Origin of the sequence: Actinomyces sp. ICM58 (genome assembly GCF_000283035.1) — a bacterium.
GTDB lineage: Bacteria > Actinomycetota > Actinomycetes > Actinomycetales > Actinomycetaceae > Pauljensenia.
The window spans coordinates 1-26,068 of record NZ_ALIY01000034.1; the positions used below are offsets into that span (position 1 = coordinate 1).

Sequence of the window (26,068 nt, forward strand, 5' to 3'; positions counted from 1 at the left end):
GCCTGCGCGCCGGGCTTAGAAGTTTCCCTCCGCGAGCTCTCGCAGCGCTGCCTTCTCCAGCTCGGCTTGGCCTAGCAACTGTTTGAGGCGCGCGTTTTGCTCGCGCAACTCACGCAGTTCCTTGGCCTCACTACGACTCATCGACCCATAACGCTGGCGCCACCGGCACAACGTCGCCTCGCTGATACCCAGCACGCGGCAGGCCTGGGCCGTACTCATGCCCTCACCTCGCAGCGCCTCGGCTTTCTCCAGCTTTACGACAATCTGCTCAGGCGTGTGCTTCGAGAACTTCCTCATGGTCATCCATTCTGCCCGGCCACAAGCAGCCGGGACTACTCAGAACAACCCTCTCAAAACAAACGGTCCGAAAAACCCAGACCCCTCCAGCCGGGGCGGGCTTTCGCGTTCGTTGGAAGAGTGTGGTGCGCGCTTCGTGGAGCGTGCTGACTTATGTGGTTCCTCAGAAAAGTCGCATGCAATTCCCTTTCTTCCCTTTTGAGTTTTCAATAATTCGTCGTTGGAATCTCAACGAAACAAGTCTGATTGTGGAATGGCGTGTGGGGGAATTGCATGCGAGATTGAGGGCGTGGCGCGCAACGAGGCCGGGGCGGGCTTTCGCGTTTAACAGCGGGCGGTCTTAGAAGAGCTGGAGTGCGCGCACCCCGTGGATGATGAGCTCGACGCCGATGACGAGGATCAGGAAGCCCATGATGCGCACGATCGCGCCGACGCCGGTGGCGCCCAGCTTGTCGATCCAGGGAGTGCCGTAGCGCAGCAGCAGCGCGATGACGGCGGCCGTCACTGCGATTCCGAGGACGATGCCGACATGAAAACCGGCGGCCGTATTGCGGGCGGCCAGCGCGATAACCACGCCGATAGATCCGGGCCCCGCGATGAGAGGGAGTGCCATGGGGGAGAAGGACACGTCCGGCTTGGTCGTCGCGTGCTGAGCCTCCTCGTGGGTGGCGCGGCGCTTGTTTTCCAGCATCGAGAAGCCCGAGTGTGCGACGACGAGGCCGCCCGCGATCTGCAGAGAGGGTAGGTCGAAGCCGAAAAAACGCATGATGAGCGAGCCGCTGACCGCGAACACGGTGAGGATGGCGAACACATAGATGCCGGTCTTCCACGCCTGCGAGCGCACCGCAGCCGGAGCATTGCCGGCGGTGAGTCCTGCGAACGCCGCGAGACCACCGATCGGGTTGGTGATCGGGGCGAGCGCGATGATCGACGCGGACATTCCAGCGAGAACGGTCATCATGGAGACAATCCTACCGGGCGGCGCGTCGGCGCGAAACAGCGGTCTTCTCAGACGCGGCGGGCCCCGAAGATGGCCGTGCCCAGGCGAACGATCGTCGCCCCCTCGGCGATAGCCCACTCCAGGTCGCGGCTCATGCCCATCGACAGCGCCAGGTCAGCCTCTTCGGCGCCCAGGCGCGCGGCGGCCTCGTCCCTGATGGCGCGCAGCTGCGCGTAGGCGGCGCGCACGTCGGCCTCGACGGGGGAGTTCAGGCCAACCGTCATGAAGCCGGCGAGCTGCAGGTGTGCCGAGGCCTCGACCGCATCGATCAGTACGGCGACGTCGGCGGGGGCGCAGCCGTGCTTCGTGGCCTCGCCCGAGACATTCACTTCGACGAACACCGGGATCGTGCCGGTCGCTCGCGCGTCGATCTTCGCGGCCAGGGCGGGGGAGTCCAGCGACTCGATCGCGTCCACGCAGGCCAGCGCCTGGTTGATCTTGTTGGACTGGAGGGGGCCGATCAGGTGGATGCGTGCGCCGGGCACCTCGCGGATCGCGTCCACCGTTGCGCGCGCCTCCTGCACGCGGTTGTGGCCCAGCAGGATCGGCAGGCCAGCCTCACGCAGGGCAGCGGCGGCGGTGCGGCACTCCTCGGGCGTGCGGGTCTTGACCGCCAGCTCCAGGTGCACCGGATCCGTGCGGCCGCACGAGGAGGTGGCGCGGTCGATGCGGTCGCGGGCAGCGGCAATGGCGTCGGGAATGCTCATACCCTCATGGTAGACGGGCAGGCGCTTTCAGGGGTTAATCAGGGGTGACTCAGGGCCATCTGAGCGGCGCGACGTGGCAGACTAGAATGTTCACAGATCAACGAAAGGACACGCCATGCGTACCCTGCTCAACATCATCTGGTTCTTCTTCGGAGGGCTCCCGCTCTTCCTGGGATACCTCCTCGCCGGAATCGTCTCCTGCATCTTCATCGTCACGATCCCCGCGGGTGTGGCCTGCTTCCGCATCGCCGGATACGTGCTGTGGCCCTTCGGCAAGCGCGTCGTCGACCAGCCGGGCGTAGGCGCGGGCTCGGCTCTCATGAACGTCGTGTGGTTCCTCGTCGCGGGCCTGTGGCTCGCCATCGGTCACATCACCACCGCCGCCGCGCAGGCCATCACGATCGTCGGAATTCCCTTGGCCATCGCCAACCTGAAGATGATCCCGATCACCTGCTTCCCCTTCGGCAAGGTCGTCGTCAACGACCCCGCGGCCTCGATCCTCTGACGCGTCCTACACTGGGGTCATGGCTCGTAAACACAGCAAGGATCACGGCGGTGGTCCCACCCGCGCCATCGAGGCGCTCACAGCGGCCGGCGTTGCTTATACCATTCACGAGTACGAGCACGACCCGGCCGCCCGGGCGTTCGGCGAGGAAACCGTCGAAAAGTTAGGCATCGACCCGACCCAAGCGTTTAAGACGCTCATGGTGCGCCTGGAGCCCACCGGCGAGTTCGTCGTCGGCTGCGTACCCGCCCTGGCTCACCTGTCGATGAAGCTCATCGCCAAGGCCGCCGGGGCCAAGAGCGCCTCCATGGCCGACCCGGCCGTCGCCCAGCGCCGCACCGGCTACGTCGTGGGCGGCATCAGCCCGCTCGGGCAGACGACCTCGCACCGGTTGTTCATCGACTCGGCGTGCCTGGACCACGAGACCATGATCGTCTCGGGTGGGCGCCGAGGCCTCAGCGTCGAGCTGAGCCCCCTCGACCTCGTCGAACTGACGAACGCGGAGGTCACGGACCTCGCCCAGGTCTGATCTGGCCTCATCCTGTTTCTCTCTTCATCCCAGCCACCGATACTCCCGCGCCCCCCAAATTTCGCATGCAATTCCCCGGCCGTTCCTTCAGTCTTTGAAGAAGAGGTGTTGAAATCATGCGGTTTCTGAGCTCTCAAGGCCGATCCGAATAATGAATTGCATGCGGAATGAGGGGGGAGGAGCGGTATGGCCGGGTCGTGGGATACTTGCGCCCTTACCGTGACTGAGTTTTCCCGCTGTGACATCATCGGGAGTAATGACTATGACTGAACTAAGCCGCCGCGGGCGCGCCGCCTACTGGGTGGTCGCCGCCCTCGCCTGGGCGGGCGTCGCCGCCACCCTCATCATTACGGCCTTCGATGGCTACGCCGCGCCGACCTACGTCGAGGAGGGCCTCTTCGCGGGTGCCCCCCACGGCTGGGCGGGCGCCCCCGAGCGCCTCATCAATTGCCTGTCCTACTTCACCGAGCTGTCCAACATCATGGTTGCGGTCATCTCGACCCTCCTCGCGCGCCGAGGCCGCGTCGGGGCGTGGGGGAGGGCGACGCACCTGTGTGCCCTCATGATGATCACGGTGACAGCGATCGTCTACGCAACGCTCATCGGCCCCTACGAGGTCCTCTCCGGCTTTGCACTCGTCACTAACCCTCTGCAGCACATCGTCGTCCCCGCCGCGTTCGTGGGCACGGCCGCGCTCGCGGGACCGCGTGGCGGCATTACGTGGGCGACGCTGGGGCGCGCCCTGCTGATCCCGGTCGCGTGGGTGGCGTACACGCTCGTGCGAGGCTCCTTCACGCACCAGTACCCCTACGGCTTCGTGAACGTCTGGCGCATCGGCTACGCGCAGGTCGCCATCAACATCGTGGTGATCCTGATTGGCGCCCTGCTCTTCATGGCGCTCTTCGCGGGCGCGGACTGGCTGATCCGTAAGGCGTCCCGGCGCTGACGGTCTGTGCATTTCCCGGACACGGTCTCGTCCGAGGCCGCTAGAGTGAGGCCATGAGCAACGAGCCGGGGCTTGTCCCTGAACTTACCGTCACCGATTACGAGGCATCGCGCCGTTTTTGGTGCGACCTCGTTGGTTTTTCCCTTCGCTATGAGCGGCCTGAGGAAGGATTCGGCTACCTTGTCCTGGGTAACGCGCACCTGATGCTCGACCAGATCGACCAGGGTAGGACGTGGGCGACAGGTCCCCTTGAGTTCCCCCTTGGTCGGGGTATCAACTTCGAGGTTCAGGTCGACAATCTGGACGGCACGTTGCAGCGCATCACAGAGGCAGGATGGCCGATCTTCGTCGAACCCGAAGAGAAGTGGTATCGGGCGGGCGATGTTGAGATCGGCGTCCGGCAGTTCCTCATCCAGGATCCCGACGGATATCTCGTGCGCCTCCAGGAGGAGATTGGAGAGCGGCCGCTGCCCAAGGTGCATCCGGATCAGTCGCGGGAGGTGCGCAGCAGCGTCTGACGGCCGCTGTTTCGCCCTCCCGGCGCTGAGAAACCCGCCCGCTCGGCGCAGCTGTGAGCTGTCGCGAAGCAGGCGGGTTCAATGTTGAGGGTGACGACTCTCAGTGAGAGTTCAGGACGCAGTTTGCAATGAGCGTGTCGATGCGACGCACGTCGATGTGTCGGCCCAGGCTGATCTTGATATGGCCTGCGCGGGTCCAGAGCTCGACCTCGGCAGTCATATCGATTGTGCCGGCGTTCTCGGTCGACCACATGTTGATGTTCTTGTAGGGCAGTGAGTAGATTTCGACCTTGCGGCCGGTGATTCCCTGCGCGTCGCGCACGATGAGGCGCTGCGACGTAAAGATTGCAGAGTCTCGCGTTGTTGCGAAAGCCGCGTAGGGCTGCTCGCCGGGAATCAGGATGTTGGAGACGTCCTGGGGAATCGGGACCTCGTTGAAAAATGCCCACTGGGCGACTGTTGCGGCTTCCATGCCATGTCCTTTCTCGATGGTGACATGGTAACCGTGGGTTAGTTGTCATGCAACTGTCCCAGTTCAGTGTGGGGAAGGGTGGTTCCCTGACTAGTGTTGTCGAGTTGGGGAGTTCTGTCGACTTTCTTTAGGTGTGACTATCAATCCATTGAGGTCTCTTATCTTGCAGGCAGCGGACACTCTCGATATTGTTGTTGTAATCAATCGATTACAACAACGGAGGAATTATGAAGATTCTTGTCATTCAGGGCAGTCCTGACGCGGGAAGCTACTCGCGTGAACTCGCAACGGCTTACGCTGATGAGGCGCGCAGCGCTGGGCATGACGTGCGCATGATTGACCTCGCGACGGAGGATTTTGATCCCGTTCTGCGCTACGGATACCGCCAGCGCATGGAGGACGAAAGTGGTCCCAAGCGGTATCAGGAGGACATAGCCTGGGCCGATCACCTCGTGTTCAGCTTCCCGATTTGGTGGTCTGCTGAACCGGCGATTCTGAAAGGTTTCCTTGATCGCACTCTTACCCCGAGGTTTGCCTATCGCTACGTCAACGGAAAGGCGCAAGGGCTGCTGGCGGGTAAGACTGCGGCACTGATTGTCACGTCGCGCGTCCCCTCGTTTGTCTACCGAATCTTTGGTGGACCTATCACGCGATGGAAGCGAATGGTTCTGAGCTTCGTTGGGATCCGACTGACAAAGACACTGATGCTCGGACGCGTTGAACACAAGCAGGACACGCCCGCCTACCGAGCCGCATTCCTCGAAAAGGTTCGAGCTTATGCTCGCGGCTAGACTAGACGCGCAAGAGTACTGAGGAGGAGTGGAGATGGCCGCGACCCGTATGCCAGCCAATGAACGCAAGCTACTCATGCTGGAGGCTGCCGTCCGTGTGTTTGCGCGGGTTGGCTACGCTGCGGCCACGACGGACTCGATCGCGCGAGAGGCAGGCGTCAGTCAGGCGTATGTCGTGCGTTTATTCCGGTCGAAGGAAACACTTTTCGAGGAGGCTGCTACGTATGTTGTTGAGCAGCTGTGTCGACGTTTTGCTGAGGCGCCCATAGCGGCGGATTCTACCGATGCTGAACGTCGGAAATTGCTGGGGGACATGTACGCGGAGATCGTGAAAGACCACGACATGTTCATGATGATCGTGCGCCTATTCATGATGGGATCCGATCCGCGCTTCGGGCAGCTCTCCCGCGATAGCTTTGCACGCGTGTACCGCGTCCTGCGAGAAGACGTCGGGATGGATGCGGAACAGGCTAGGCTCTTCCTCTCCCACGGTTTGTTGATGAACCTCGTGCTGTCGCTGCGTCTGTGGGAAGGCGAGAGAGACTTGGCGGATGAGATCCTCGGATTTCTCGGGAAAGGACGCGCGGAGGCTATGTATTCACTGCATGACGCGCCTGGTTCCTCGAATGATAAAGGATCTACCTCGGCCCGACGGTGATCGTCGCCAGGGCAACGCGGTTCGCCTCGTCCGAGGCCGGCACGTCCACGAGGGCGACGATGCGCCAGTCCATGTCCTCCTCCGGATCGAACAGGGTCTGCGTGGCCAGCCAGAAGGTGCCGGCCGCAGCCTCATCCACCGCGTCAGCGATCGCCTCGATGCGCGCAGCCTGGGCGCGCTCGACATCCGACGACACTGCAGCGGGGGCCAGCTCCAACACGTCCTCGCGGGTCGGGGCCTCGTTCAGCGAGCACAGCGACAGGGCGCGCGCACGCTGGTCGATGCCGATCCACTCGTGCTCCGCCCAGTAGCGCTCGAGCACCGCGTCCCACTCGTCCTCGCCCCACGGGGAGACCACCGGGGTGCGCGAGGCCTCGTCCAGGCGCGCCAAGGCCTCGACGTTGTCGCGGCTCATCGCCTCCACGCGCTCGAACAGCGCGCCGCGAATCGCCGTGCGGAACGCGTGACGATTCGCGCTGAAGGGGACCGTCCCGTCCTCCCGTGCACCAAACGCCAGCTCCGCGCCCTCCGTGCCGTCGCCATCGGACGCGGGGAGGGCCTGGCCCGTGGACATGGCCTCCCACTCGTCCAGCAGCGAGGAGTCGACCGCGCGGATCAGCGCCGACAGCCACGCAATGATTGAACGCAGCTCGTCCGTCATGAGCTCGTCCGGCACAATCTGGCGCAGCGCTCGGTACGCGTCCGTCAGGTAGCGCAGCACAATGCCCTCGGAACGGCCCACGTCGTAGCGGCCCACGATCCCCGTGAACGTCAGCGCGTTCTCGATCATCTCGCGCACGACTGACTTCGGGGAAATCTCCTGATCCTCGATCCACGGGTTCGCGTGCAGGTACACCGTGAACGCGTCGCCCAGCAGATCGGCCAGCGGGCGCGGCCACGTGACCTCTTCCAGGGCGGCCATGCGCTCGTCGTACTCCATGCCCTGCGCCTTCATCGCGGCCACGGCCTCGGCGCGTGCCGCCTTCTCTTGCGCGAACAGGAGCGGGCGCGGATCCTCCAGGACCGACTCGATGACCGAGACGACGTCCAGGGCGAACGTCGGGGACTCCGGGTCCAGCAGCTCGAGCGCCGCCAGCGCGAAGGGGGAGAGCGGCTGGTTGAGTGCGAAGTCGTCCGGCAGGTCGGTGGCCGCACGCAGGCGAGGCTCACCCGACGCCGAGGCCTCGGCTGAAGACAGGTGCTCGACGACGCCCGCCTGCTTCATCGACGTGTAGATCTCACCCAGGCGGCGCAGATGCGGGTTTCGGTCGGTGACCGGATCGTCGTTGTTGCGCGCCAGCCACACGAGGTGCTCGCCCGGGTCGCGCCCGGCCGCAGGAGCGCCAGCCAGCACGTTGAGGACCATCGCGTGCGTCATCTCGAAACGGCTCGTGAGCTGCTCGGGGGCTGCGTCGACGAGGCGCTCGAACGTTGAGCGCGTCCACGAGATCTCGCCCTCGCCCGGCCCCTTGCGCTTCTTCGCCGACTTCTTCGCGGCGCGCTTGGCCTCGCGCGCGTCACGGGCCGCCTCCTGCGCGGCGCTCAGGCGTGCGCGCTCACGGGCGGCGTCCACCTCGTGCTCGGGGGCCAGGACGCGCACGAAACCGACCGTGTCGAAGCCGGCGCGGCCCGCGCGCCCCGCGATCTGGTGGAACTCGCGCGCGCTCACGTGGCGCATGCGCCGCCCGTCGTACTTCACGAGCGACGTCATCAGCACCGTGCGGATCGGCACGTTGATGCCCACCCCCAGGGTGTCCGTGCCGCACACGATCGGCAGCAGGCCCGCCTGCGTGAGGCGCTCGACGAGGCGCCGGTAGCGCGGCAGCATGCCCGCATGATGCACGCCGATGCCCTGCGCGAGCAGAGACTTCAGGGTCTGCCCAAAACCCTTCGTAAACGACACGCCCGCCAGCTGCGCGGCGATCGCCTTCTTCTGCTCGGCCGAAATCAACGACGAACGGTCAAACGACTGCGCGGTCGCCACCGCGTCGCGCTGGGAGAAATGCACGATGTAGACGGGCCAACGGCCCTCGCCCAGCAGCCGCTCGACCGTATCGGGCAGGCGATCCACGACGTACTCGAACTCGAGGGGCACGGGACGCTCCGCATCGTCGATGAGGGAGACGTCGCGCCCGGTGCGCTCCTTCCACGCGCGCTCGAAACGCGTCGTGTCGCCCAGCGTCGCGCTCATTGCCACCACCTGCGGGGTCCTCAGCTCCAGGAGCGGCACCTGCCACGCCCAGCCGCGCTGACGGTCCCCATAGAAGTGGAACTCGTCCATGACGATCATGTCCGCGTCCAGCGTCGGCCCCTCACGCAGCGACTGATTCGCGAGGATCTCAGCCGTGCAGCAGATGATGGGCGCGTCGGCGTTGAGAGACACGTCGCCGGTCACCATGCCGACGTTATCCGCGCCGAACAGGGACACCAGATCAAAGAACTTCTCCGAGACCAGGGCCTTGAGCGGCGCCGTGTAGTAGGAGCGGCCCCCGTGTGCCATCGACGTGAAGTGTGCGGCCAGCGCGATCATCGACTTGCCCGACCCCGTGGGGGTCGCCGCGATCACGTGGTTGCCCGCCAGGATCTCCACCAGGGCCTCCTCCTGGTGGGGGTAGAGCGGACGCCCGGTGCCCTGCGCCCAGGAGGTGAAGGCCTCGTACAGGGCGTCGTCATCCCGCAGCTGCCCCGCGTCCTCTAGGTCGTCCAGGATCTGGTTCAAAGTCGCGCTCATGCCCTCATTGTCCCAGAGTGCGCCCACGTCTGCGTCCCCGCGCCGCCGGGCGCTTTCCGCAGCTCATGGACGAGGCTGGGGCCGGTCAGGCGGAGACGTGCGGCTGTGCGTGTGGCGAGACGTCGCCTGCCGGAAGGACGGCCCTGTGGCAAGATGAACTGGTCCCATACAACGAGCGGGTGTGGCCCGCGACAGCGCGCGAGGCCCCGCGACCTATCCACGGCCTCGCCCATTGACACCCCGGGAGGTTCCTGTGGAACAGATAGCTGCGATCGAAAAGGATATCGCCGACTGGATCACGATGCACCTGACGATCGTTATCCTGATCGGCGTGGGCCTCTTCCTCACGGGACGTTCCGTGGTCGTCCAGGTGCGCCTCTTCCCGGAGATGATCCGCACGGTCCTGGGCTCGCGTAAGGGAGCCGACGGCGGCATTTCCTCCTTCCAGGCCTTCGCGATCTCGCTGGCCGCCCGCGTCGGCATCGGCAACGTCTTCGGCGTGGCCGCGGCCCTCCTCATGGGCGGTCCCGGCGCGATCTTCTGGATGTGGGTTGTGGCCCTGGTCGGCATGGCGACCGCGTTCTTCGAGGCGACCCTCGCCCAAATCTTCAAGGTGCGTCACTCCGACGGCTCCTTCCGCGGCGGCCCCGCCTACTACATTAAGCGCGGCATGAAGAGCCGCGTCATGGCCAATGTCTTCGCCGTCATCACCGTCATCACCTGCGGCGTCGTCATCACCTCCGTGCAGTCCAATGCCATCGCCGGTACGCTGACCACCGCCTTCGGTGAGTCCGCCCGGCAGCCCCTGCCCGGCGCGGGCGGCTTCTCCGCGGCGCAGCTGACCGTCGCCGGCCTCATTTTCGTCTTCTCCGCGATGGTCATCTTCGGCGGCATCCGCACGGTCGCCCGCGTCACCGAATGGATGGCCCCGATCATGGCGACCGTCTACGTCATCATGGTCGCGATTATCTGCCTCATGAACATCTCGCAGTTCGGCACCGTGCTGGGCCAGATCTTCTCCTCCGCCTTCACCGTCGACTCCACCGTGGGTGGCCTGGGCGGCGGCATCATCGCCGCGATGATCAACGGCACCAAGCGCGGCCTCTTCTCCAACGAGGCCGGCCAGGGCACCGCTCCCAACGCGGCGGCGACCGCGACCGTGTCTCACCCCGTGCGCCAGGGCCTCATCCAGTCCCTCGGCGTCTTCATCGACACCATCGTCGTGTGCACCGCGACCGCCTTCGTCATCCTGCTCGCGGGTCCCGACGTGTGGGGCGGCGAGGGCGTGGATCCCTCGAACCTGACGACCCTCGCCGTCGCCAATGAGCTGGGCGCGTGGACGATCGTCCCCATGGCCATCCTGATCTTCGTCCTGGCCTACTCCTCGGTCATCGCGGCCTACGTCTACTCCGACACCAACATGTCCTTCGTGTTCGGCGACGCGCGTTGGGCGACCTGGACCGTGCGCGTCGTGTGCGTGGCCTCGGCGACGATCGGCGCACTGCTGAGCCTCGACGTCGTGTGGAACGCCGTCGACATCGCGATGGCCGTCATGACGATCACGAACCTGGTGGCCCTCGTGTTCCTGTCGCGCTGGGTCATCGGCGCCCTGTTGGACTATCAGCTCCAGCGCAGCGCCGGTGTGGAGGATCCCGTCTTCGTTGGCCGCAATAACCCCCTCCTGCCGCGCGACGTCCCGGGCAACGTCTGGAAGCGCCCCAAGGCGGGCAAGCACTGACCTCGGCGCTTCGTCCCGCGCCAGGGCGCTCGCGGGTTAGGCTACTGCCATGAGAATCGCACGTTTTTCCGATGGTACGAATCCGGTGTACGGCGCCCTGGAGGAGGGCTCGACGAGGATCGTGGGGCTCAAGGGTGATCCGCTGTTTTCGCCCGTGGAGCCCTCCGGCCAGATCTACGAGCTGGACGAGGTCCGTCTGCTCTCCCCGGTGATCCCGCGCTCGAAGGTCGTGGGCATCGGTGACAACTACTCGGACATCCCGATCCCGGCGGATGAGCGCCCTGAGCCGCCGATCTTCCTGAAGGCCAATACCTCGGTCGTGGGGCCCGACGATCCGATCGCGATCCCCGTATGGTCGAACAAGGTTGCCTTCGAGGGCGAGCTCGCGATCGTCATCAAGTCCCTGGCCAAGGACGTGAGCGTGGAGGACGCGCCGCAGGTGATCCTCGGCTTCACGATCGCCAACGACGCGACCGCGCGCGACGCGATGACGGGCGGCCCCTGGTCTCGCGGCAAGTCTTTTGACTCGGCGTGCCCGCTGGGACCGTGGATCACGGTCGATCCGACGCTTGATGTCACGAACCTGGCGATCCGCTCCTACCTGAACGGGGAGAAGGCTCAGGACAGCTCGACCGCGAACATGATCTGGAACCCCTTCGAGCTGGTCTCCTACGTGTCTCGCCAGATGACGCTGCTGCCCGGCGACGTGATCGCCACGGGCGCGCCCGCGGGCGCCGGCCTCGTCGATGTGGGGGATCGCGTGGAGATCGAGATTGAGGGCATCGGCACCCTGACGAATCCCGTCGTCCGCGCCTGAAGGTGTGACCTGTGTGATAGGATTGCGTCGCTTTGACAATATCTCCGTCGCATAGGAGCACACCGTGAACGAGCCGCAAAACTCCGGCGCGTTGGCCGTCGAAATGGCCGGCCTGGACGTCATCCCTGAATCCGATCGCAAAGGAAAACCCTCTGACCTGTTCATGCCGTGGTTCGCGGCGAATATCTCGGTCCTGGGTATCTCGTGGGGCTCGTGGGTCCTCGGATTCGGGCTCTCCCTCGCCCAGGCGGTCGTCGTGTCCGTCGTGGGCGTTGCGCTCTCGTTCGTCGTGTGTGGCCTTATCGCCATCGCGGGCAAGCGCGGCTCCGCGCCGACGCTGGTCCTGTCGCGCGCGGCCTTCGGCTTCAACGGCAACCGCGTGTCGGCGGCGATCTCGTGGATCCTGACGGTGGGCTGGGAGACCTTCCTGGCGATCATGGCCGTCCAGGCCACGGCCACGGTCATGGGGGCGCTCGGCTTCACGAACCACGTCGTCGCACAGATCATCGCGCTGATCCTCGTCGTCGTCCTGGCGGCGGGCTCGGGCATCCTCGGTTTCGAGGCGATCATGAAGGTGCAGACGTGGATCACCTGGGCCACCGCGGCCCTGACGATCATCTACCTGGTCCTGGTCGCCCCGACGATCGACTTCGCGCTCCTTTCCTCGCGTCCCTCGGCGCCCCTGACCGCGGTCCTGGGTGCGGGTTGCATGCTCCTCGTGGGCTTCGGTTTCGGCTGGATTAACGCGGCCGCCGACTACTCGCGCTACCTGCCGCGCGCCGCCTCGACGCGGGGCGTGGTCGGCTGGACGACGGTGGGCGCGGCGCTGCCCACGGTCATCCTGGTCTTCTTCGGCATCCTCCTGGTGGGCTCTGCCGACGAGTCCCTCTCTGAGGCGATCGGTAATGATCCGATTGGCGCGCTCACGACGCTGTTGCCCACCTGGTTCCTTGTGCCCTTCGCGCTGGTCGCGATCCTGGGCCTGATCGGCGGCATCGTCATGGATATCTACTCGTCGGGCCTGTCGCTTCTGGCTACGGGCGTGCCCGTCTCGCGCCCGGTCGCCACCGCGATTGACGGCACGATCATGACGGTCGGAACGATCGTCGTCGTGTTCTTCGCGGACTCCTTCCTGACCCCCTTCACGGCGTTCCTCACGACCCTGGGTGTTGTCATCGCCGCGTGGGGTGGCGTCATGCTCGCGGACATTGCGCTGCGTCGCAAGGACTACGACGAGCCCTCCCTCTTTACCCCCTCGGGCCGCTACGGCTCGGTGAACTGGGGTGCGGTCGCCTCCCTGATCGTCGGCTCGCTGGTGGGCTGGGGCCTCGTTGTTAACGCGAGTGCCTCCTGGTTGTCCTGGCAGGGTTACCTCCTCGGCCCCCTGGGGGGTCGCGAGGGTGACTGGGCGGGCGCCAACATCGGCATCCTTCTGGCGATGGTCGTCGGCTTCGTCGGCTACTGGGTGACCAGCGTGGGGCGCGTGCGCGCGCAGGAGAAGCTGCCCTCGCGCACCTATGCTGAGGGCGCGGACGAGGGCGAGCAGTGAGCGTCGACCCGCGCTTCGTGAAAGCTCTCCTTGACGAGGAGGCCGTGGCCGGCGCCCGGGTCCTCACCTCTCTTGCGGCGCGCCCGGACGCGCTTGTCGTGCTCGGCTCCGGCTTGGCCGAGGCTCTCGACGAGGCCTGGGGAGCCCCCGCGGCCACCGTGCCACTGGGCGACATCCCCGGTGTTGTCACGCCGGTTGCGGATGGGCATGGTGGCGAGCTGCGCGCCTATGAGACGAGTGGGGGAGTGGTCTTCGTGGCCACGGGCCGCACCCACCTGTACGAGGGGCTGGGTGCCCGACCTGTCACGGCCCTGGCTCGCGCCGCCGTTGCGGCGGGGATCAGCCGCGCGGTCCTCACGAACGCGAACGGCTGTCTGAAGCCCTGGAACTTGGGCGACGTGATGGCGATCACCGACCACGTGAACTTCAGTGGCGCCTCGCCCTTCGATGGGCCGCTGTTCCTGGACGTGTCGGCAGTGTGGGATGCCCAGATGACGCAGGCGCTGCGCGGCGTGTGCCAGCGCGAGGGTACTTACGCGATCCTGCGCGGCCCCGAATACCAGACGATGGCGGAGACCCGCATCCTCGCGGGCATGGGTGTGGACTGCGTGGGCATGTCGACCGTCATGGAGGCGATCACCCTGCACGCCCTCGGCGTGCGCGTCGCCGGCATGTCGGTCGTCTCCGACTTGTCCTTTGCCGACGCCCCGACGGATCCGACCGCCGTCGTCGAGGCGGCTTCTGCGGCCCGCCAGACCGTTGTCGCTGGCATCGAGGCGGCCCTGGGAGCCTAAGCGGGCAGACACATACGAGGCCGTGGCCGGCAGGTGGATGTCCACCGGTGCCGACCACAGCCTCGTCTCGCGGAAGAGAATATCAGAGCAGGCCGAGGACCCCCTCCACGATTCGCGAGGCCACGTCGGGGGCGCACGCCAGGTTGATGCGTGCCCACGAGGCGTAGTCGGCGCCCAGGGTGCGGCCCTCGTTGGCGGCGATGCGGGCGCGCTCGCGCAGCGTCGCGGCGGGGGAGAGGGGGCCCAGGTCTACGCCCTCGAAGCCCCACCAGGTCAGGTACGTGCCCTCGGGGCGCACGAAGTCGATGGGAGTGTCATTCAGGGCACGCTCCACCAGGTCGACGTTCGAGCGGATCAGGTCCTTGACCTCGCGCTGCCAGGCATCGCCGCGCTCGTAGGCGGCGATCGCGCCGAGCGTGCCGATGACGTTGGCGTCGTGGCGCACGTCGGCGGCAAACACGTCCCAACGCTCGCGCAGAGCCTCGTCGGGCAGGATCACCTGCGCGGAGGGAAGCCCTGCGATGTTCCACCCCTTCGACGCCGCGGTCGCCGTCACCGTGTGGGAGGCAAACGAGGGGCCGAGGCTCGCGTAGGAGACGAACGGGACCTGCTCATCCAACACCAGGGAGGAGTGGATTTCGTCGGAGAACACGAGGGCGTCGTAGTCGGAGACCACGTCGTGCAGGGCGCGCAGCTCGTCCTCACGCAGGACGCGGCCGACCGGGTTCCACGGGTTGCACAGGATGACCAGGCCCGCCCCGGCCTCGAGCCCCGCGCGAATCCCCTCCAGGTCGAGCGCCCACCCGCGCCCGAGCGCGCGCGTGCCGCGCAGGGAAGGAACCTCGATGACGGGATGATCGAACTTGCCCGGAATCGTCAGGAAAGGCATATAGGCGGGCGTCGGGACGATGATCGGGGCACCCGGGCGCACCAGGTGATCGATCGTCGCCTCAAGCGCGGGCAGCACCGACGCAACCAGGCGAACCTGCGAGGCGTCCACGTCCCAGCCGAAGCGACGCTTCTGGAACTCCGCGGTCGCGCCCGCGATGCGCGGCTCCAGCCAGGTCGGCTGGTAGCCGAGCAGGCCATCATCGATCGCGCCCTTCATCGCGTCGGCCACCTCTGGGGCCGTGGCGAAGTCCATTTCCGCCACCCACGCTCCGATCGTCGGCTCGCCGCTCGCGGTCGTGATGCCCGTCCATTTCAGGGAGCCCGTGCGGTAGAGGTGGGAGTCGGAAAAGAGTCGAACGGACACGGTGTCCTCCATCGAGTAGCGGCGGATGCGGCCAGGCCGATCCCTGTCATGCGTCCAGCGTATTCGCGTGCCCGGCGCGCGTCGCAGCGCGCCCACCCATCAAGCAAATGCAACAGCCACCCCTGGAGTAGGATGGGAGAATCATGAGTGAAACAACTGCCACCGGTGCCGACGTTCGCGTCCGCTTCTGCCCCTCGCCCACAGGAACCCCTCACGTCGGCATGGTCCGCACGTGCCTGTTCAATTGGGCCTACGCCCGCCACACGGGAGGAACCTTCGTCTTCCGCATCGAAGACACGGATGCCGCCCGCGACTCCCAAGAGTCCTTCGACCAGATCATCGAGTCCCTGCAGTGGCTGGGCCTCGACTGGGACGAGGGCGTCGGTAAGGGCGGCCCGCACGGCCCCTACCGCCAGAGCGAGCGCATGGACATCTACCGCGACGTGGCTGCGCGCCTGCTGGAGGCCGGCTACGCCTACGAGTCCTACTCGACCCCCGAGGAGATCGAGGAGCGTCACCGCGCCAAGGGAGAGGATCCCAAGCTTGGCTACGATGGCTTCGATCGCAACCTGACGGAGGAGCAGATCGCTGCCTTCCGTGCCGAAGGCCGCCAGCCCGTCCTGCGCCTGCGCATGCCCGACGAGGACATCACCTTCACGGACCTGATCCGCGGCGAGATCACCTTCAAGGCCGGCTCCGTCCCGGATTACGTCATCGTGCGCGCCAACGGCCACCCGCTCTACACGCTGGTGAACCCGATCGACGACGCGCTCATGGAGATCACCCACGTCCTGCGCGGCGAGGACCTGCTCTCCTCGACGCCGCGCCAGATTGTCCTGTACCGCGCGCTTGAGGCGATCGGCGTCGCCAAGTTCATGCCGCGCTTCGGTCACCTGCCCTACGTCATGGGTGAGGGTAACAAGAAGCTCTCGAAGCGCGACCCCGAGTCGAACCTGCTGCTGCATAAGGCCGCCGGCATGATCCCCGAGGGCCTCAACAACTACCTGGCCCTCCTGGGCTGGTCGATCGCGCCGGACCGCGACATCTTCTCCATGGAGGAGATGGCGCGCGCTTTCGACATCTCGGACGTGAACCCGAACCCGGCGCGCTTCGACCAGAAGAAGGCCGTTGCCATTAACGCCGAGCACATTCGCCTGCTGGATGGCGAGGACTTCCGCGGCCGCCTGGTGCCCTTCCTGCACCGCGATGAGCTGGTGTCGGCCGACTCCTTCGAGGCGCTGACCGATCGCGAGCGTGAGATCCTCACCGAGGCCGCCCCGCTCATCCAGACACGCATCCAGGTTCTCGGCGAGGCCTCGGGCATGCTCGGCTTCCTCTTTGTCTCCGACGACGCCCTGGAAACGGACGAGAAGGCCGTCTCCAAGCTCAAAGACAACGCCGCCGACGTCCTGGACGCCGCCATTGAGACCGTCGAGGGCCTGACCGAGTTCACGACCGCCTCCCTTGAGGAGTCGCTGCGAGCGCGCATCGTCGACGAGATGGGCGTGAAGCCCCGTCTGGCCTTCGGCCCGCTGCGCGTCGCCGTGACAGGCCGCCAGGTCTCGCCTCCGCTGTTCGAGTCCATGGAGATCCTGGGCCGCGAGTCGTCGCTGGCCCGCCTGCGCGCCCTGCGCGCTTCCCTGGCCTGATCGCCGCGCTCGGCCCCGGCCTCATCGCCCTCATTCGGGCCGAGGTCGGGGCTTCGTCGTGGGAGCGCGTGCCTCTAGTGGTCGTTCGGGTGCGTCGGGAGCCCACTCTTCATGCGTGATGGGTGCCACGGTCTTTCGATTTGGCAGGCGCGGTTCTCTCCGCTAAAGTTATCTCCTGTCGCCAGCGACGTGAGAACGAAGCGGGTGATACCCAATGGGGTATGGTGTAATTGGCAACACAGCTGATTCTGGTTCAGCCATTCTAGGTTCGAGTCCTGGTACCCCAGCAATCTGAGACGCGAGTTTCAGGTGGGCCCCCATCGTCTAGCGGCCTAGGACGACGCCCTCTCACGGCGTTAACACCGGTTCAAATCCGGTTGGGGGTACCACGGACCTCGTCACCGATTCGGTGGCGAGGTTTTTGTTTGCCCCAGTTCCGCGCTTTCGCTTGTCCTTTGCAGAAAACTTTCCTGACCGTTACACAGTGTCTAACCTATGAAACAGCCCCGATAAGAGGGGACCGTTTTGACGAGGGAGTCTTCCGTGACATACCGACACAACAGGACGCTGCTGCGTCGCGCCCTGGGCGTGGGCACTGCGCTAGCACTGATGGGGGGTGCGCTCCCAGCCGCCTGGGCGGAACCGGGCGAGGAGGCGACAAACCACGATGCGGGAGCGCAGGGAGCTGACGCCGCGGGCGCTGGAGCCGGCGACAACGTACTGGTGACAATCCCCGGTAACCATAATAAGGTCATGGGCTGCGACGCCGACTGGGCACCCGAGTGCGAGAAAGCCGCGCTGACTCGCGACGCCACCGGCGTCTACACCGCCACCTTTACCCTCCCCGCCGGCGATTACGAGTACAAGGTCGCCGAAGGCGGCTCGTGGGACGCCTCCTACGGCCAGGGGGGAGTGCCTGGGGGAGCGAACATCGCCTACTCCCTGACGCAAGAAACCGCCGTCACCTTCTACTACAACCAGGCGACGCACCGCGTGTGGAATACGGCCACCGACCAGATGGTGACCCTGCCCGGGTCGGAGCAACAGGCCCTGGGCTGCTCGGACAACTGGAAGCCCGACTGCCTGGCCCCGCTCATGGAGCCCACGGGCAACGGCACCTACACCTATCAGACGGCGGCCCTCCCGGAGGGTTCCTACGAGCTCAAGGTTGCCATCGGCGGATCCTGGGATGAGAATTACGGGCAGGACGGCGCCGCCGGTGGCGCCAACTACCAGTTTGCAACGAAAGCGAACAAGCTCGTGACCTTCACCTACGATTCTGCGACCCACAAGCTCGACATCGCGACCGCCGACGCACCCGTGGCGGGCTCGGGCGAGCAGCGCGCCTACTGGGTGAACGCGACGACGCTGGCGTGGCCGACCTCGCTTCTGCCCCAGGGTGTCACCCGCGCACAGGTCATGGACGGATCCGCCGCCCTGTCCTACGAGCTCGTGACCGCCCCGGAGGGCGGCGCCGGCCTGACCGATGGAACGGTAAGTGGCGGCACCATCACGCCCCTGAGCGTCGCCGGTGACCTCCCCTCCGAGGTCACGCTGGCCCACCCGAACCTCAACGGCTACATCGCGCTGACGGCTCCCCTCGACCAGGCCGGGGCGCGTGAGGCCCTCACCGGCCAGGTCGCGGTCGCGCAGAAGTCGGGTGAGACGATCAACGCCTTCACCGGCGTCCAGATCGCCCCGGCCCTGGACGCCATCTACGCCGCCAAGGCAGCCCAGGCCTCGTACGGCGTGGGATGGAACGACGCCGGCAAGCCGACCTTCGCCCTGTGGGCCCCCACCGCCAAGGACGTCACCCTGCTCTCGTGGAACACTCGAACCCCGCGCGGTGCCGACAATGAGATCTCAGGCGACCCCGTGCGCACCCCCGCCACGCGCGGCGAGGACGGGCGCTGGAGCGTGGACAACGCGGCGGGCACCATCAACGAGGGCGCCCAGTACCTGTGGGAGGTGCGCGTCTACGTGCCCGCCACCGGAGCCGTCGAAACGAACCAGGTCACCGACCCCTACTCGGTGGGCCTGACCGTCAACTCCACGCGCTCCGTGGCCGTCAACATGGACAACCCCTCAATCGCGCCCTCCGTGTGGAAGAACACCAAGGCGCCCGTCATTGACGATGACGCCGAGCGCTCCATCTACGAGCTGCACGTGCGCGACTTCTCCGCCGCGGACAAGTCCGTGCCCGAGTACATGCGCGGCACCTACATGGCCTTCACGCAGTACCAGTCCAACGGCATGCGTCACCTGGCCGAGCTGTCGCGCGCCGGCATGAACACGGTGCACCTGCTGCCCACCTTCGACATCGCGACCATCCCCGAGAAGCGCACCGACCAGAAGACGCCCGCGATCCCCGAGGGTGCCGGACCTGCCTCCGAGGAACAGCAGGCGGCCGTGGCCGCCGTCGCCGACGAGGACGCCTACAACTGGGGCTACGACCCGCTGCACTGGATGGCCCCCGAAGGCTCCTATGCCACCGCCTCCCACCAAAACGGTGGCGCCCGCGTGCGCGAATTCCGCTCCATGGTGGGCGGCCTGCACTACATCGGCATGCAGGTCGTGCTCGACCAGGTCTACAACCACACGCCCGCCGCCGGCCAGGACGCCCACTCGGTCCTCGACCGCGTCGTGCCCGGCTACTACCAGCGCCTCAACGCCTCGGGAGGCGTGGAGACCTCGACGTGCTGCTCGAACGTGGCCACCGAGAACGCGATGAGCGAACGCCTCATGATCGACTCGATGATCCACTGGGCGAAGTACTACCACGTCGACGGCTTCCGCTTCGACCTGATGGGGCACCACCCCGCCGATGAGATGAAGCGCGCCAAGGAAGCCCTCTCGCAGCTCACCCTCGAGAAGGACGGCGTGGACGGCTCGCGCCTGTACATCTACGGCGAGGGCTGGAACTTCGGTGAAGTCGCGAACAACGCGCTGTTCACCCAGGCCACGCAGGGCCAGCTCGACGGCACCGGCATCGGCGCCTTCAACGACCGCCTGCGCGACGCGGTCCACGGCGGCGGCCCCTTCGACGATGACCACCGCGTCATGCAGGGCTTCGGCTCCGGCGCCTTCTCCGACCTCAACGGCCTCGACACCCGCTCGGAGACGGAGCGCCGCGCGGACTACCTGCATCGCGTGGACCTCGTGAAGCTAGGCCTGGCGGGCAACCTGAAGGATTACACGCTGACCACCTACGACGGGCACACGCTGACGGGTGCGCAGCTGGACTACAACGGCCAGGGAGCGGGTTTTGCCTCCCAGCCCGCGGAGAACGTCAACTACGTGGACGCCCACGACAACGAGACGCTCTTCGACCTGGTGACCTACAAGATGCCGGCGAGCGCGCCGATGGACCACCGCGTGCGCATGTCGCTGATCAGCCAGGCCTCGGTGACCCTCGCGCAGTCGCCCGCGTTCTGGGCCTCGGGTACGGAGATGCTGCGCTCGAAATCCCTGGACCGCGACTCCTTCAACTCGGGCGATCACTTCAACGTGATCGACTGGACGATGAAGGACAACGGCTTCGGTCGAGGCCTGCCCGTGAAGTCGAAGAACGGCGCGGCGTGGGATCACATGCGTCCGCTCCTGGAGAACCCCGATCTGAAGCCGACGCCGGAGCAGATCGACACCTCCTCGGAGATCGCGATGGACTTCCTGCGCGTGCGTTCCTCCTCGCGCCTGTTCACGTTGGGCAGCGCGGACCTGATCCGCTCGAAGGTGAGCTTCCCGAACTCGGGTGAGGGGGCCGTCGATGGCACCATCATGATGCTCATCAACGACGAGGCCGGAGAAGGCACGGACGTCGACCCGCAGCTCGACGGGGCCCTCGTCGTGTTCAACGCGACGGATCAGCCGCTCAAGCAGCGCGTCGAGGGTCTGGCTGGCCGCGTGTTCATGCTGCACGAGGCGCAGGCAACGGGTGCTGACGCGGTCGTCAAGGATGCGTCCTTCGACGCCCAGACCGGCGTCGTCGAGGTTCCCGCCCGCACGGTCGCTGTCTTCACCCAGCGCTCTGGCGATCGCGTGACCCCCGGCCCGACCCCGAGCGACGGTACGTGGGTGCGCGCCGCCGATGGCCGCTGGTGGCTGAGCTACCCGGACGGCACCTACCCGGCGAACGAGCGCATCGAGCTGGGAGGCGTGACCTACGCCTTCGACGCATCCGGCTGGATGAAGACCGGCTGGGACAACGAAGAGGGCGAGTGGCGCTACTACGCCCCCTCGGGCGCAATGGCGACCGGATGGCTCTCCACCGGCGGCTCCTGGTACTACCTGGATCCGCAGTCGGGAGTCATGGCGGTCGGCTGGCTCGACGATAACGGCACCTGGTACTACCTCAGTGGCAGCGGCGCGATGGCTACCGGCTGGCAGCACCTGGGCTCGAACTGGTACTACCTGCACGCCAATGGCGCGATGGCCACCGGCTGGCTGAACCTGGGAGGCACCTGGTACTTCCTGACGGGCAGTGGTGAGATGGCTGTCGGCTGGGTCAAGGAGGGGCAGTCCTGGTACTTCTGCCACCCCTCGGGCGCGATGGCGACGGGCCGCATCACCTTCGGTGGTACGACCTACAACTTCGATGCTTCCGGGCGCCTGATTCCCTGACGGGAGGGCGCGAAGACGGGGAGGGCCGGGACGAGTGATCGTCCCGGCCCTCCCCGTCTGGTATGTCTCGCGTGAGGCTCAGAGCTCCGCGGCGTCCTCAACGGTGGCCAGGAACTCAGAGAGGCGGTTGGCGGCGGCCATGACGGAGGGGCCGTGTTGGCGTCCGGGCTGACGGCCCATGCGCTCGATGGGGCCGGAGATCGACAGAGCGGCCAGGACGCGACCGGAGGGGCCGCGCACGGGCGCGGACACGGAGGCGACGCCGGGTTCGCGTTCGCCGACGGACTGGGCCCAGCCGCGGCGGCGGACCTCGGAGAGCATCGTCGCGTTGAAGGAAGCGCCGTACAGGCCACGGTGCAGGCGGTCGGGTTCCTCCCAGGCGAGCAGGACCTGGGCGGCGGAGCCGGCGCTCATGGAGAGCGTGGCGCCCACCGGGATGGAGTCGCGCAGACCCATCTCGCGTTCGGAGGCGGCGACGCACACGCGGTAGTCCCCCTGGCGGCGGAAGAGCTGGGAGGATTCCTTCGTGTGGTCGCGCAGGGCCTGGAGGACGGGCATGGAGGCTTGGAGCAGGCGGTCTTCGCCGGCCGCGGAGGAGAGCTCCTGCAGGCGGGGGCCCAGGATGAAACGTCCCTGCATGTCACGCGCGACCATGCGGTGATATTCGAGGGCCACCGCGAGACGGTGGGCGGTCGGACGCGCGAGGCCGGTGCTGGTGACGAGTTGTGCGAGCGTGGCCGGTCCCGCCTCGAGAGCGCTGAGGACCAGCGCTGCCTTGTCGAGAACGCCAACGCCACTGGATGTTTGCTCTTCCATACAACTATTTAATATCTCAGCTTTTGAGATGGCAAACTGTCGGATAGTGAAACACATCAAAGGGGCGTCCGAGACGTGAGATCAGCAGGTCACTGTGAGATGAAGGCGCTTCCATTAAGTGACGAAACATGACGACACCGTGTCTCCACAGCGGGGACCAGAGGAGGATCAATGAGCGGAACGATGGCGGAAAAGGTGTGGCGCGACCACATCGTCTCCAAGGGTGAAAACGGTGCCCCCGACCTGCTGTACATCGACCTCCACCTGGTGCACGAGGTCACGAGCCCCCAGGCCTTCGAGGGCCTGCGCCTGGCCGGCCGCCAGGTGCGCCGCCCCGACCTGACGATCGCGACTGAGGACCACAACACGCCCACGGTCAACATCGACCAGCCGATCGCGGACATCACGAGCCGCACCCAGATCGACACCCTGCGCAAGAATGCCGAGGAGTTCGGTATTCGCTTGCACTCCTTGGGCGACGCCGACCAGGGCATCGTCCACGTCGTCGGCCCCCAGCTGGGCCTCACCCAGCCCGGTATGACCATCGTGTGCGGCGACTCCCACACCTCCACGCACGGCGCCTTCGGTGCGCTGGCCTTCGGCATCGGCACCAGCCAGGTCGAGCACGTCCTGGCCACCCAGACCCTGCCGATGGCGCCCTTCAAGACGATGGCGATCACCGTCAACGGCTCCCTGCCCCAGGGCTCGACCGCCAAGGACATCATCCTCGCCGTTATCGCCAAGATCGGCACCGGCGGCGGCCAGGGATACGTCCTCGAATACCGCGGCCAGGCGATCCGGGAGCTCTCCATGGAGGGACGCATGACGATCTGCAACATGTCGATCGAGGCGGGTGCCCGCGCCGGCATGATCGCCCCCGACCAGACCACCTTCGACTACATCAAGGGTCGCCCTCACGCCCCCGAGGGCGAGGACTGGGACCGCGCCGTCGAATACTGGTCCTCCCTGGCCTCCGACGAGGACGCCGTCTTCGACGCCGAGGTCGTCCTCGAGGCAGCCGACATCGAACCCTTCGTGACCTGGGGGACGAACCCCGGCCAGGGCGTGCCCCTGTCGGCCACCGTCCCCGACCCCGAGGACTTCACCGACGAGACCGCCCGCGCAGCCGCCGAGCGCGCCCTGGAGTACATGGACCTCAAGGCCGGCACCCCGATGCGCGAGATCGCCGTCAACACCGTCTTCATCGGTAGCTGCACGAACGGGCGCATCGAAGACCTGCGCGCCGCCGCTGCCGTCGTCAAGGGACGCCACAAGGCCGAAGGAGTGCGCGTCATGGTCGTGCCCGGCTCCGCCCGCGTGCGCCTCCAGGCCGAGGCCGAAGGCCTCGACACGATCTTCACCGACTTCGGCGCCGAATGGCGCAACGCCGGCTGCTCCATGTGCCTGGGCATGAACCCCGACACGATGAACGCGGGGGACCGCTCCGCCTCCACCTCGAACCGCAACTTCGAAGGCCGCCAGGGCAAGGGCAGCCGCACGCACCTGGTGTCCCCGCTCGTCGCGGCCGCCACCGCCGTGCGAGGGACCCTGTCCTCCCCGGCCGACCTCTGAGGCCCGCCCTCCCGCCACCCGACAGCGGGGGAGGGCCCCGGCCTCGTCCCCCACGGAAGAAAAGACTGACGCACCATGGAAAAGTTCATCACCCACACCGGCACCGGCGTCCCGCTGCGCCGCTCCAACGTCGACACCGACCAGATCATCCCCGCCGTCTATCTCAAGCGCGTGACACGCACCGGCTTCGAGGACGCCCTCTTCGCCGCCTGGCGTGGCGACCCCGACTTCGTCCTCAACCAGGAGGCCTACAAGAACGGCTCCGTCCTGGTCGCCGGCCCCGACTTCGGCACCGGCTCCTCGCGCGAGCACGCCGTGTGGGCCCTCAAAGACTACGGCTTCCGCGTCGTGCTGGCCCCCAAGTTCGCCGACATCTTCCGCGGAAACTCCGGCAAGCAGGGCCTGGTCACCGGCATCATCTCCCAGGAGGACTGCGAGTCCCTGTGGAAGCTCCTCGAAGCCGAGCCCGGCACCCAGGTCACCGTGTCCCTCGAAGACAAGACGTGGCGGGCCGGCGCCCTGTCCGGCACCTTCCAGATCGACGACTACGTGCGTTGGACCCTCATGGAGGGCCTCGACGACATCGCCCTGACCCTGCGCCACGAGGACGAGATCGAGGCCTACGAGGCCGCGCGCCCGTCCTTCAAGCCGCGCACCCTCCCGGCGAAATTCCTCCCCAAGGAAGACGTCGTGTCCGCCCGCGACTGAACGACTTCGCACACTGGCCCCTACCTAGCTAGAGTAGGGGCCAGTTACGTCTTAGTGAGGAGCGCTCATGTCATCCATCCTGCAAGTCGAGGGCGGTCACCCGCTGCGCGGCGAGATCACCGTTCGCGGTGCCAAGAACTTCGTGCCCAAGGCCATGGTCGCCTCGCTGCTCGCCGATACCCCTTCGGAGCTGTACAACGTTCCGCTCATCCGCGACACTGATGTCGTCTCGGACCTGCTGAGCCTGCACGGCGTTCAGATCGACTTCGATCAGGACCGCGGCACGCTGCGCATGGACCCCTCCAACGTCAAGGTCGCCTCGCGCTCCGACATCGACACGCTCGCGGGCGCCTCGCGCATCCCGATCCTCTTCTGCGGCCCTCTCCTGCACCAGCTGGGCGAGGCCTTCATTCCTGAGCTTGGCGGCTGCGCGATTGGCGGGCGTCCCATCGACTTCCACCTGGAGACGCTGCGCAAGTTCGGCGCGATCGTCGATAAGCAGCCCGACGGCGTGCACATCAAGCGTCCCGACACGGGTCTGCACGGCGCGATCATCGAGCTGCCCTTCCCGTCGGTGGGCGCCACCGAGCAGACCCTGCTCACCGCCGTGCGCAACGAGGGCATCACGACCTTGAAGGGCGCGGCCATCGAGCCGGAGATCCTCGACCTCATCAACGTCTTGCAGAAGATGGGCGCGATCATCTCCGTGGACACGGACCGCACGATCCGCATCGAGGGCGTGTCCAAGCTGACCGGCTACCGCCACACGGCGCTGCCGGACCGCATCGAGGCAGCCTCCTGGGCGGCCGCCGCGCTGGCAACCCGCGGCGACATCTACGTGCGCGGCGCTCACCAGCCCGACATGACAACCTTCCTGAACACCTTCCGCAAGGTGGGCGGCGCCTTCGATATCGACGCCGACGGCATCCGTTTCTACCACCCGGGTGAGCCGCTGCACTCGATCGCCCTGGAGACGGCCGTGCACCCGGGCTTCATGACGGACTGGCAGCAGCCCCTCGTCGTGGCGCTCACCCAGGCCGAGGGCCTGTCCATCGTGCACGAGACCGTGTACGAGAATCGCTTCGGCTTCACCGAGGCGCTGCGCAAGATGGGTGCGAACATCCAGGTCTACCGCGAGTGCCTGGGCGGGACGCCCTGCCGCTTCGGCCAGAAGAACTACTACCATTCGGCGGTCATCTCGGGCCCGACCCCGCTGCACAGCGCCGATATCGAGGTCCCGGATCTGCGCGGTGGCTTCTCGCACCTGATCGCGGCGCTGGCCGCCACGGGTACCTCCACCGTGTCGGGCATCGACGTGATCTCGCGCGGTTACGAGCACTTCACGCGCAAGCTCCATCAGCTGGACGCGCGCGTGCGCTACCTGGACGCCTGACGT

Annotated in this window: 22 protein-coding genes and 2 tRNA genes; 17 read left to right on the forward strand and 7 right to left on the reverse strand. The window is 66.4% G+C overall.

All coding sequences use genetic code 11. The annotated features are described in order from the left end of the window. Window positions 1-15: 15 nt before the first annotated feature. The 3 genes from HMPREF1138_RS01500 to HMPREF1138_RS01510 form a co-directional block, all read right to left on the reverse strand. Complete coding sequence (locus tag HMPREF1138_RS01500) at window positions 16-297, reverse strand: transposase (RefSeq protein WP_039936468.1); 282 nt, start codon at window positions 295-297, stop codon at window positions 16-18. A gap of 340 nt (window positions 298-637) precedes the next feature. Further along, window positions 638-1,258 carry a MarC family protein gene (locus HMPREF1138_RS01505; RefSeq protein WP_009055733.1) on the reverse strand — a complete coding sequence of 207 codons (621 nt, stop codon included), beginning with the start codon at window positions 1,256-1,258 and terminating at the stop codon, window positions 638-640. Window positions 1,259-1,305: 47 nt separating this feature from the next. Then, a complete protein-coding gene (locus HMPREF1138_RS01510; protein ID WP_009055770.1) occupies window positions 1,306-2,004 on the reverse strand; it encodes a YggS family pyridoxal phosphate-dependent enzyme in 699 nt (232 codons plus the stop codon). A 115-nt stretch (window positions 2,005-2,119) separates the two neighbouring features. On the opposite strand from HMPREF1138_RS01510, the gene HMPREF1138_RS01515 reads away from it, so the two are divergent. The 4 genes from HMPREF1138_RS01515 to HMPREF1138_RS01530 all read left to right on the forward strand — a co-directional run bounded on the left by HMPREF1138_RS01515 (window position 2,120) and on the right by HMPREF1138_RS01530 (window position 4,502). Continuing rightward, a complete protein-coding gene (locus HMPREF1138_RS01515) occupies window positions 2,120-2,509 on the forward strand; it encodes a YccF domain-containing protein (RefSeq protein ID WP_009055761.1) in 390 nt (129 codons plus the stop codon). A gap of 19 nt (window positions 2,510-2,528) precedes the next feature. After that, the gene (gene ybaK, locus HMPREF1138_RS01520) at window positions 2,529-3,038 is read left to right on the forward strand and encodes a Cys-tRNA(Pro) deacylase (RefSeq protein WP_009055767.1); all 510 of its coding nucleotides are present in this window, start codon (window positions 2,529-2,531) and stop codon (window positions 3,036-3,038) included. A 262-nt stretch (window positions 3,039-3,300) separates the two neighbouring features. After that, a complete protein-coding gene (locus HMPREF1138_RS01525) occupies window positions 3,301-3,984 on the forward strand; it encodes a Pr6Pr family membrane protein (protein WP_009055729.1) in 684 nt (227 codons plus the stop codon). A 53-nt stretch (window positions 3,985-4,037) separates the two neighbouring features. Next, window positions 4,038-4,502, forward strand: coding sequence for a bleomycin resistance protein (locus HMPREF1138_RS01530; RefSeq protein WP_009055751.1), 465 nt, complete (start codon window positions 4,038-4,040; stop codon window positions 4,500-4,502). 100 nt (window positions 4,503-4,602) lie between these two features. On the opposite strand, the gene HMPREF1138_RS01535 is transcribed toward HMPREF1138_RS01530, so the two are convergent. Continuing rightward, entirely contained in the window at window positions 4,603-4,974 is a 372-nt protein-coding gene (locus HMPREF1138_RS01535; protein WP_009055749.1) for a PH domain-containing protein, read from the reverse strand. 227 nt (window positions 4,975-5,201) lie between these two features. Between HMPREF1138_RS01535 and HMPREF1138_RS01540 the strand changes: the two genes are divergently transcribed. Further along, window positions 5,202-5,765, forward strand: coding sequence for an NAD(P)H-dependent oxidoreductase (locus HMPREF1138_RS01540; protein WP_009055740.1), 564 nt, complete (start codon window positions 5,202-5,204; stop codon window positions 5,763-5,765). 34 nt (window positions 5,766-5,799) lie between these two features. Beyond that, window positions 5,800-6,423, forward strand: coding sequence for a TetR/AcrR family transcriptional regulator (locus tag HMPREF1138_RS01545; RefSeq protein WP_039936471.1), 624 nt, complete (start codon window positions 5,800-5,802; stop codon window positions 6,421-6,423). Here the strand turns inward: HMPREF1138_RS01545 and HMPREF1138_RS01550 are convergent. Further along, window positions 6,404-9,154 (reverse strand): DEAD/DEAH box helicase, encoded by a 2,751-nt coding sequence (locus HMPREF1138_RS01550; protein WP_009055744.1) that lies wholly within the window; start codon window positions 9,152-9,154, stop codon window positions 6,404-6,406. The genes HMPREF1138_RS01545 and HMPREF1138_RS01550 overlap by 20 nt on opposite strands. 253 nt (window positions 9,155-9,407) lie before the next feature. Here HMPREF1138_RS01550 and HMPREF1138_RS01555 point away from each other — a divergent pair, with 253 nt between their 5' ends. The 4 genes from HMPREF1138_RS01555 (at window position 9,408) to HMPREF1138_RS01570 (ending at window position 14,052) form a co-directional block, all read left to right on the forward strand. Further along, window positions 9,408-10,892 (forward strand): alanine/glycine:cation symporter family protein, encoded by a 1,485-nt coding sequence (locus tag HMPREF1138_RS01555; RefSeq protein ID WP_009055721.1) that lies wholly within the window; start codon window positions 9,408-9,410, stop codon window positions 10,890-10,892. 49 nt (window positions 10,893-10,941) lie between these two features. Beyond that, complete coding sequence (locus HMPREF1138_RS01560) at window positions 10,942-11,709, forward strand: fumarylacetoacetate hydrolase family protein (protein ID WP_009055775.1); 768 nt, start codon at window positions 10,942-10,944, stop codon at window positions 11,707-11,709. A gap of 103 nt (window positions 11,710-11,812) precedes the next feature. Continuing rightward, complete coding sequence (locus tag HMPREF1138_RS01565) at window positions 11,813-13,258, forward strand: purine-cytosine permease family protein (protein WP_050981216.1); 1,446 nt, start codon at window positions 11,813-11,815, stop codon at window positions 13,256-13,258. Further along, a complete protein-coding gene (locus HMPREF1138_RS01570; RefSeq protein WP_009055731.1) occupies window positions 13,255-14,052 on the forward strand; it encodes a purine-nucleoside phosphorylase in 798 nt (265 codons plus the stop codon). The genes HMPREF1138_RS01565 and HMPREF1138_RS01570 overlap by 4 nt, the downstream gene beginning before the upstream one ends. A gap of 82 nt (window positions 14,053-14,134) precedes the next feature. Here HMPREF1138_RS01570 and HMPREF1138_RS01575 read toward each other — a convergent pair whose 3' ends face one another. Next, window positions 14,135-15,307 carry a MalY/PatB family protein gene (locus HMPREF1138_RS01575; protein WP_009055765.1) on the reverse strand — a complete coding sequence of 391 codons (1,173 nt, stop codon included), beginning with the start codon at window positions 15,305-15,307 and terminating at the stop codon, window positions 14,135-14,137. Between the two features lie 143 nt (window positions 15,308-15,450). Between HMPREF1138_RS01575 and gltX the strand changes: the two genes are divergently transcribed. From gltX to pulA, 4 genes are all read left to right on the forward strand, one after another. Continuing rightward, window positions 15,451-16,956: a glutamate--tRNA ligase gene (gene gltX / locus HMPREF1138_RS01580; RefSeq protein ID WP_009055759.1), complete on the forward strand. Its 1,506-nt coding sequence runs from the start codon at window positions 15,451-15,453 to the stop codon at window positions 16,954-16,956. A 215-nt stretch (window positions 16,957-17,171) separates the two neighbouring features. Next, window positions 17,172-17,243: transfer RNA gene (locus tag HMPREF1138_RS01585), tRNA-Gln, on the forward strand. A 26-nt stretch (window positions 17,244-17,269) separates the two neighbouring features. Continuing rightward, window positions 17,270-17,345 (forward strand) — tRNA-Glu (locus HMPREF1138_RS01590). A gap of 154 nt (window positions 17,346-17,499) precedes the next feature. Further along, window positions 17,500-21,576, forward strand: coding sequence for a pullulanase-type alpha-1,6-glucosidase (pulA, locus tag HMPREF1138_RS01595; RefSeq protein WP_009055755.1), 4,077 nt, complete (start codon window positions 17,500-17,502; stop codon window positions 21,574-21,576). 78 nt (window positions 21,577-21,654) lie between these two features. Here the strand turns inward: pulA and HMPREF1138_RS01600 are convergent, their stop codons facing one another. Next, on the reverse strand, window positions 21,655-22,392 hold the full coding sequence (locus HMPREF1138_RS01600; RefSeq protein WP_009055722.1) for an IclR family transcriptional regulator: 738 nt from the start codon (window positions 22,390-22,392) through the stop codon (window positions 21,655-21,657). A 171-nt stretch (window positions 22,393-22,563) separates the two neighbouring features. On the opposite strand from HMPREF1138_RS01600, the gene leuC reads away from it, so the two are divergent. The 3 genes from leuC to murA all read left to right on the forward strand — a co-directional run bounded on the left by leuC (window position 22,564) and on the right by murA (window position 26,065). Further along, window positions 22,564-23,964, forward strand: coding sequence for a 3-isopropylmalate dehydratase large subunit (gene leuC / locus HMPREF1138_RS01605; RefSeq protein WP_009055773.1), 1,401 nt, complete (start codon window positions 22,564-22,566; stop codon window positions 23,962-23,964). 75 nt (window positions 23,965-24,039) lie between these two features. Further along, window positions 24,040-24,672, forward strand: coding sequence for a 3-isopropylmalate dehydratase small subunit (gene leuD, locus HMPREF1138_RS01610; RefSeq protein ID WP_009055742.1), 633 nt, complete (start codon window positions 24,040-24,042; stop codon window positions 24,670-24,672). A gap of 67 nt (window positions 24,673-24,739) precedes the next feature. Continuing rightward, the gene (gene murA / locus HMPREF1138_RS01615) at window positions 24,740-26,065 is read left to right on the forward strand and encodes a UDP-N-acetylglucosamine 1-carboxyvinyltransferase (protein ID WP_009055782.1); all 1,326 of its coding nucleotides are present in this window, start codon (window positions 24,740-24,742) and stop codon (window positions 26,063-26,065) included. Window positions 26,066-26,068: the final 3 nt, after the last annotated feature.

Bases quoted from the DNA above. Each gene is read 5' to 3' on its own strand.
- HMPREF1138_RS01505 (WP_009055733.1), bottom strand. From the start codon at position 1,258: ATGATGACCGTTCTCGCTGGAATGTCCGCGTCGATCATCGCGCTCGCC.
- leuD (WP_009055742.1), top strand. From the start codon at position 24,040: ATGGAAAAGTTCATCACCCACACCGGCACCGGCGTCCCGCTGCGCCGC.
- leuC (WP_009055773.1), top strand. From the start codon at position 22,564: ATGAGCGGAACGATGGCGGAAAAGGTGTGGCGCGACCACATCGTCTCC.
- HMPREF1138_RS01535 (WP_009055749.1), bottom strand. From the start codon at position 4,974: ATGGAAGCCGCAACAGTCGCCCAGTGGGCATTTTTCAACGAGGTCCCG.
- murA (WP_009055782.1), top strand. From the start codon at position 24,740: ATGTCATCCATCCTGCAAGTCGAGGGCGGTCACCCGCTGCGCGGCGAG.
- HMPREF1138_RS01540 (WP_009055740.1), top strand. From the start codon at position 5,202: ATGAAGATTCTTGTCATTCAGGGCAGTCCTGACGCGGGAAGCTACTCG.
- HMPREF1138_RS01565 (WP_050981216.1), top strand. From the start codon at position 11,813: ATGGCCGGCCTGGACGTCATCCCTGAATCCGATCGCAAAGGAAAACCC.
- HMPREF1138_RS01600 (WP_009055722.1), bottom strand. From the start codon at position 22,392: ATGGAAGAGCAAACATCCAGTGGCGTTGGCGTTCTCGACAAGGCAGCG.
- HMPREF1138_RS01500 (WP_039936468.1), bottom strand. From the start codon at position 297: ATGAGGAAGTTCTCGAAGCACACGCCTGAGCAGATTGTCGTAAAGCTG.
- HMPREF1138_RS01545 (WP_039936471.1), top strand. From the start codon at position 5,800: ATGGCCGCGACCCGTATGCCAGCCAATGAACGCAAGCTACTCATGCTG.
- HMPREF1138_RS01525 (WP_009055729.1), top strand. From the start codon at position 3,301: ATGACTGAACTAAGCCGCCGCGGGCGCGCCGCCTACTGGGTGGTCGCC.
- HMPREF1138_RS01515 (WP_009055761.1), top strand. From the start codon at position 2,120: ATGCGTACCCTGCTCAACATCATCTGGTTCTTCTTCGGAGGGCTCCCG.
- ybaK (WP_009055767.1), top strand. From the start codon at position 2,529: ATGGCTCGTAAACACAGCAAGGATCACGGCGGTGGTCCCACCCGCGCC.
- gltX (WP_009055759.1), top strand. From the start codon at position 15,451: ATGAGTGAAACAACTGCCACCGGTGCCGACGTTCGCGTCCGCTTCTGC.
- HMPREF1138_RS01510 (WP_009055770.1), bottom strand. From the start codon at position 2,004: ATGAGCATTCCCGACGCCATTGCCGCTGCCCGCGACCGCATCGACCGC.
- HMPREF1138_RS01550 (WP_009055744.1), bottom strand. From the start codon at position 9,154: ATGAGCGCGACTTTGAACCAGATCCTGGACGACCTAGAGGACGCGGGG.
- HMPREF1138_RS01560 (WP_009055775.1), top strand. From the start codon at position 10,942: ATGAGAATCGCACGTTTTTCCGATGGTACGAATCCGGTGTACGGCGCC.
- HMPREF1138_RS01530 (WP_009055751.1), top strand. From the start codon at position 4,038: ATGAGCAACGAGCCGGGGCTTGTCCCTGAACTTACCGTCACCGATTAC.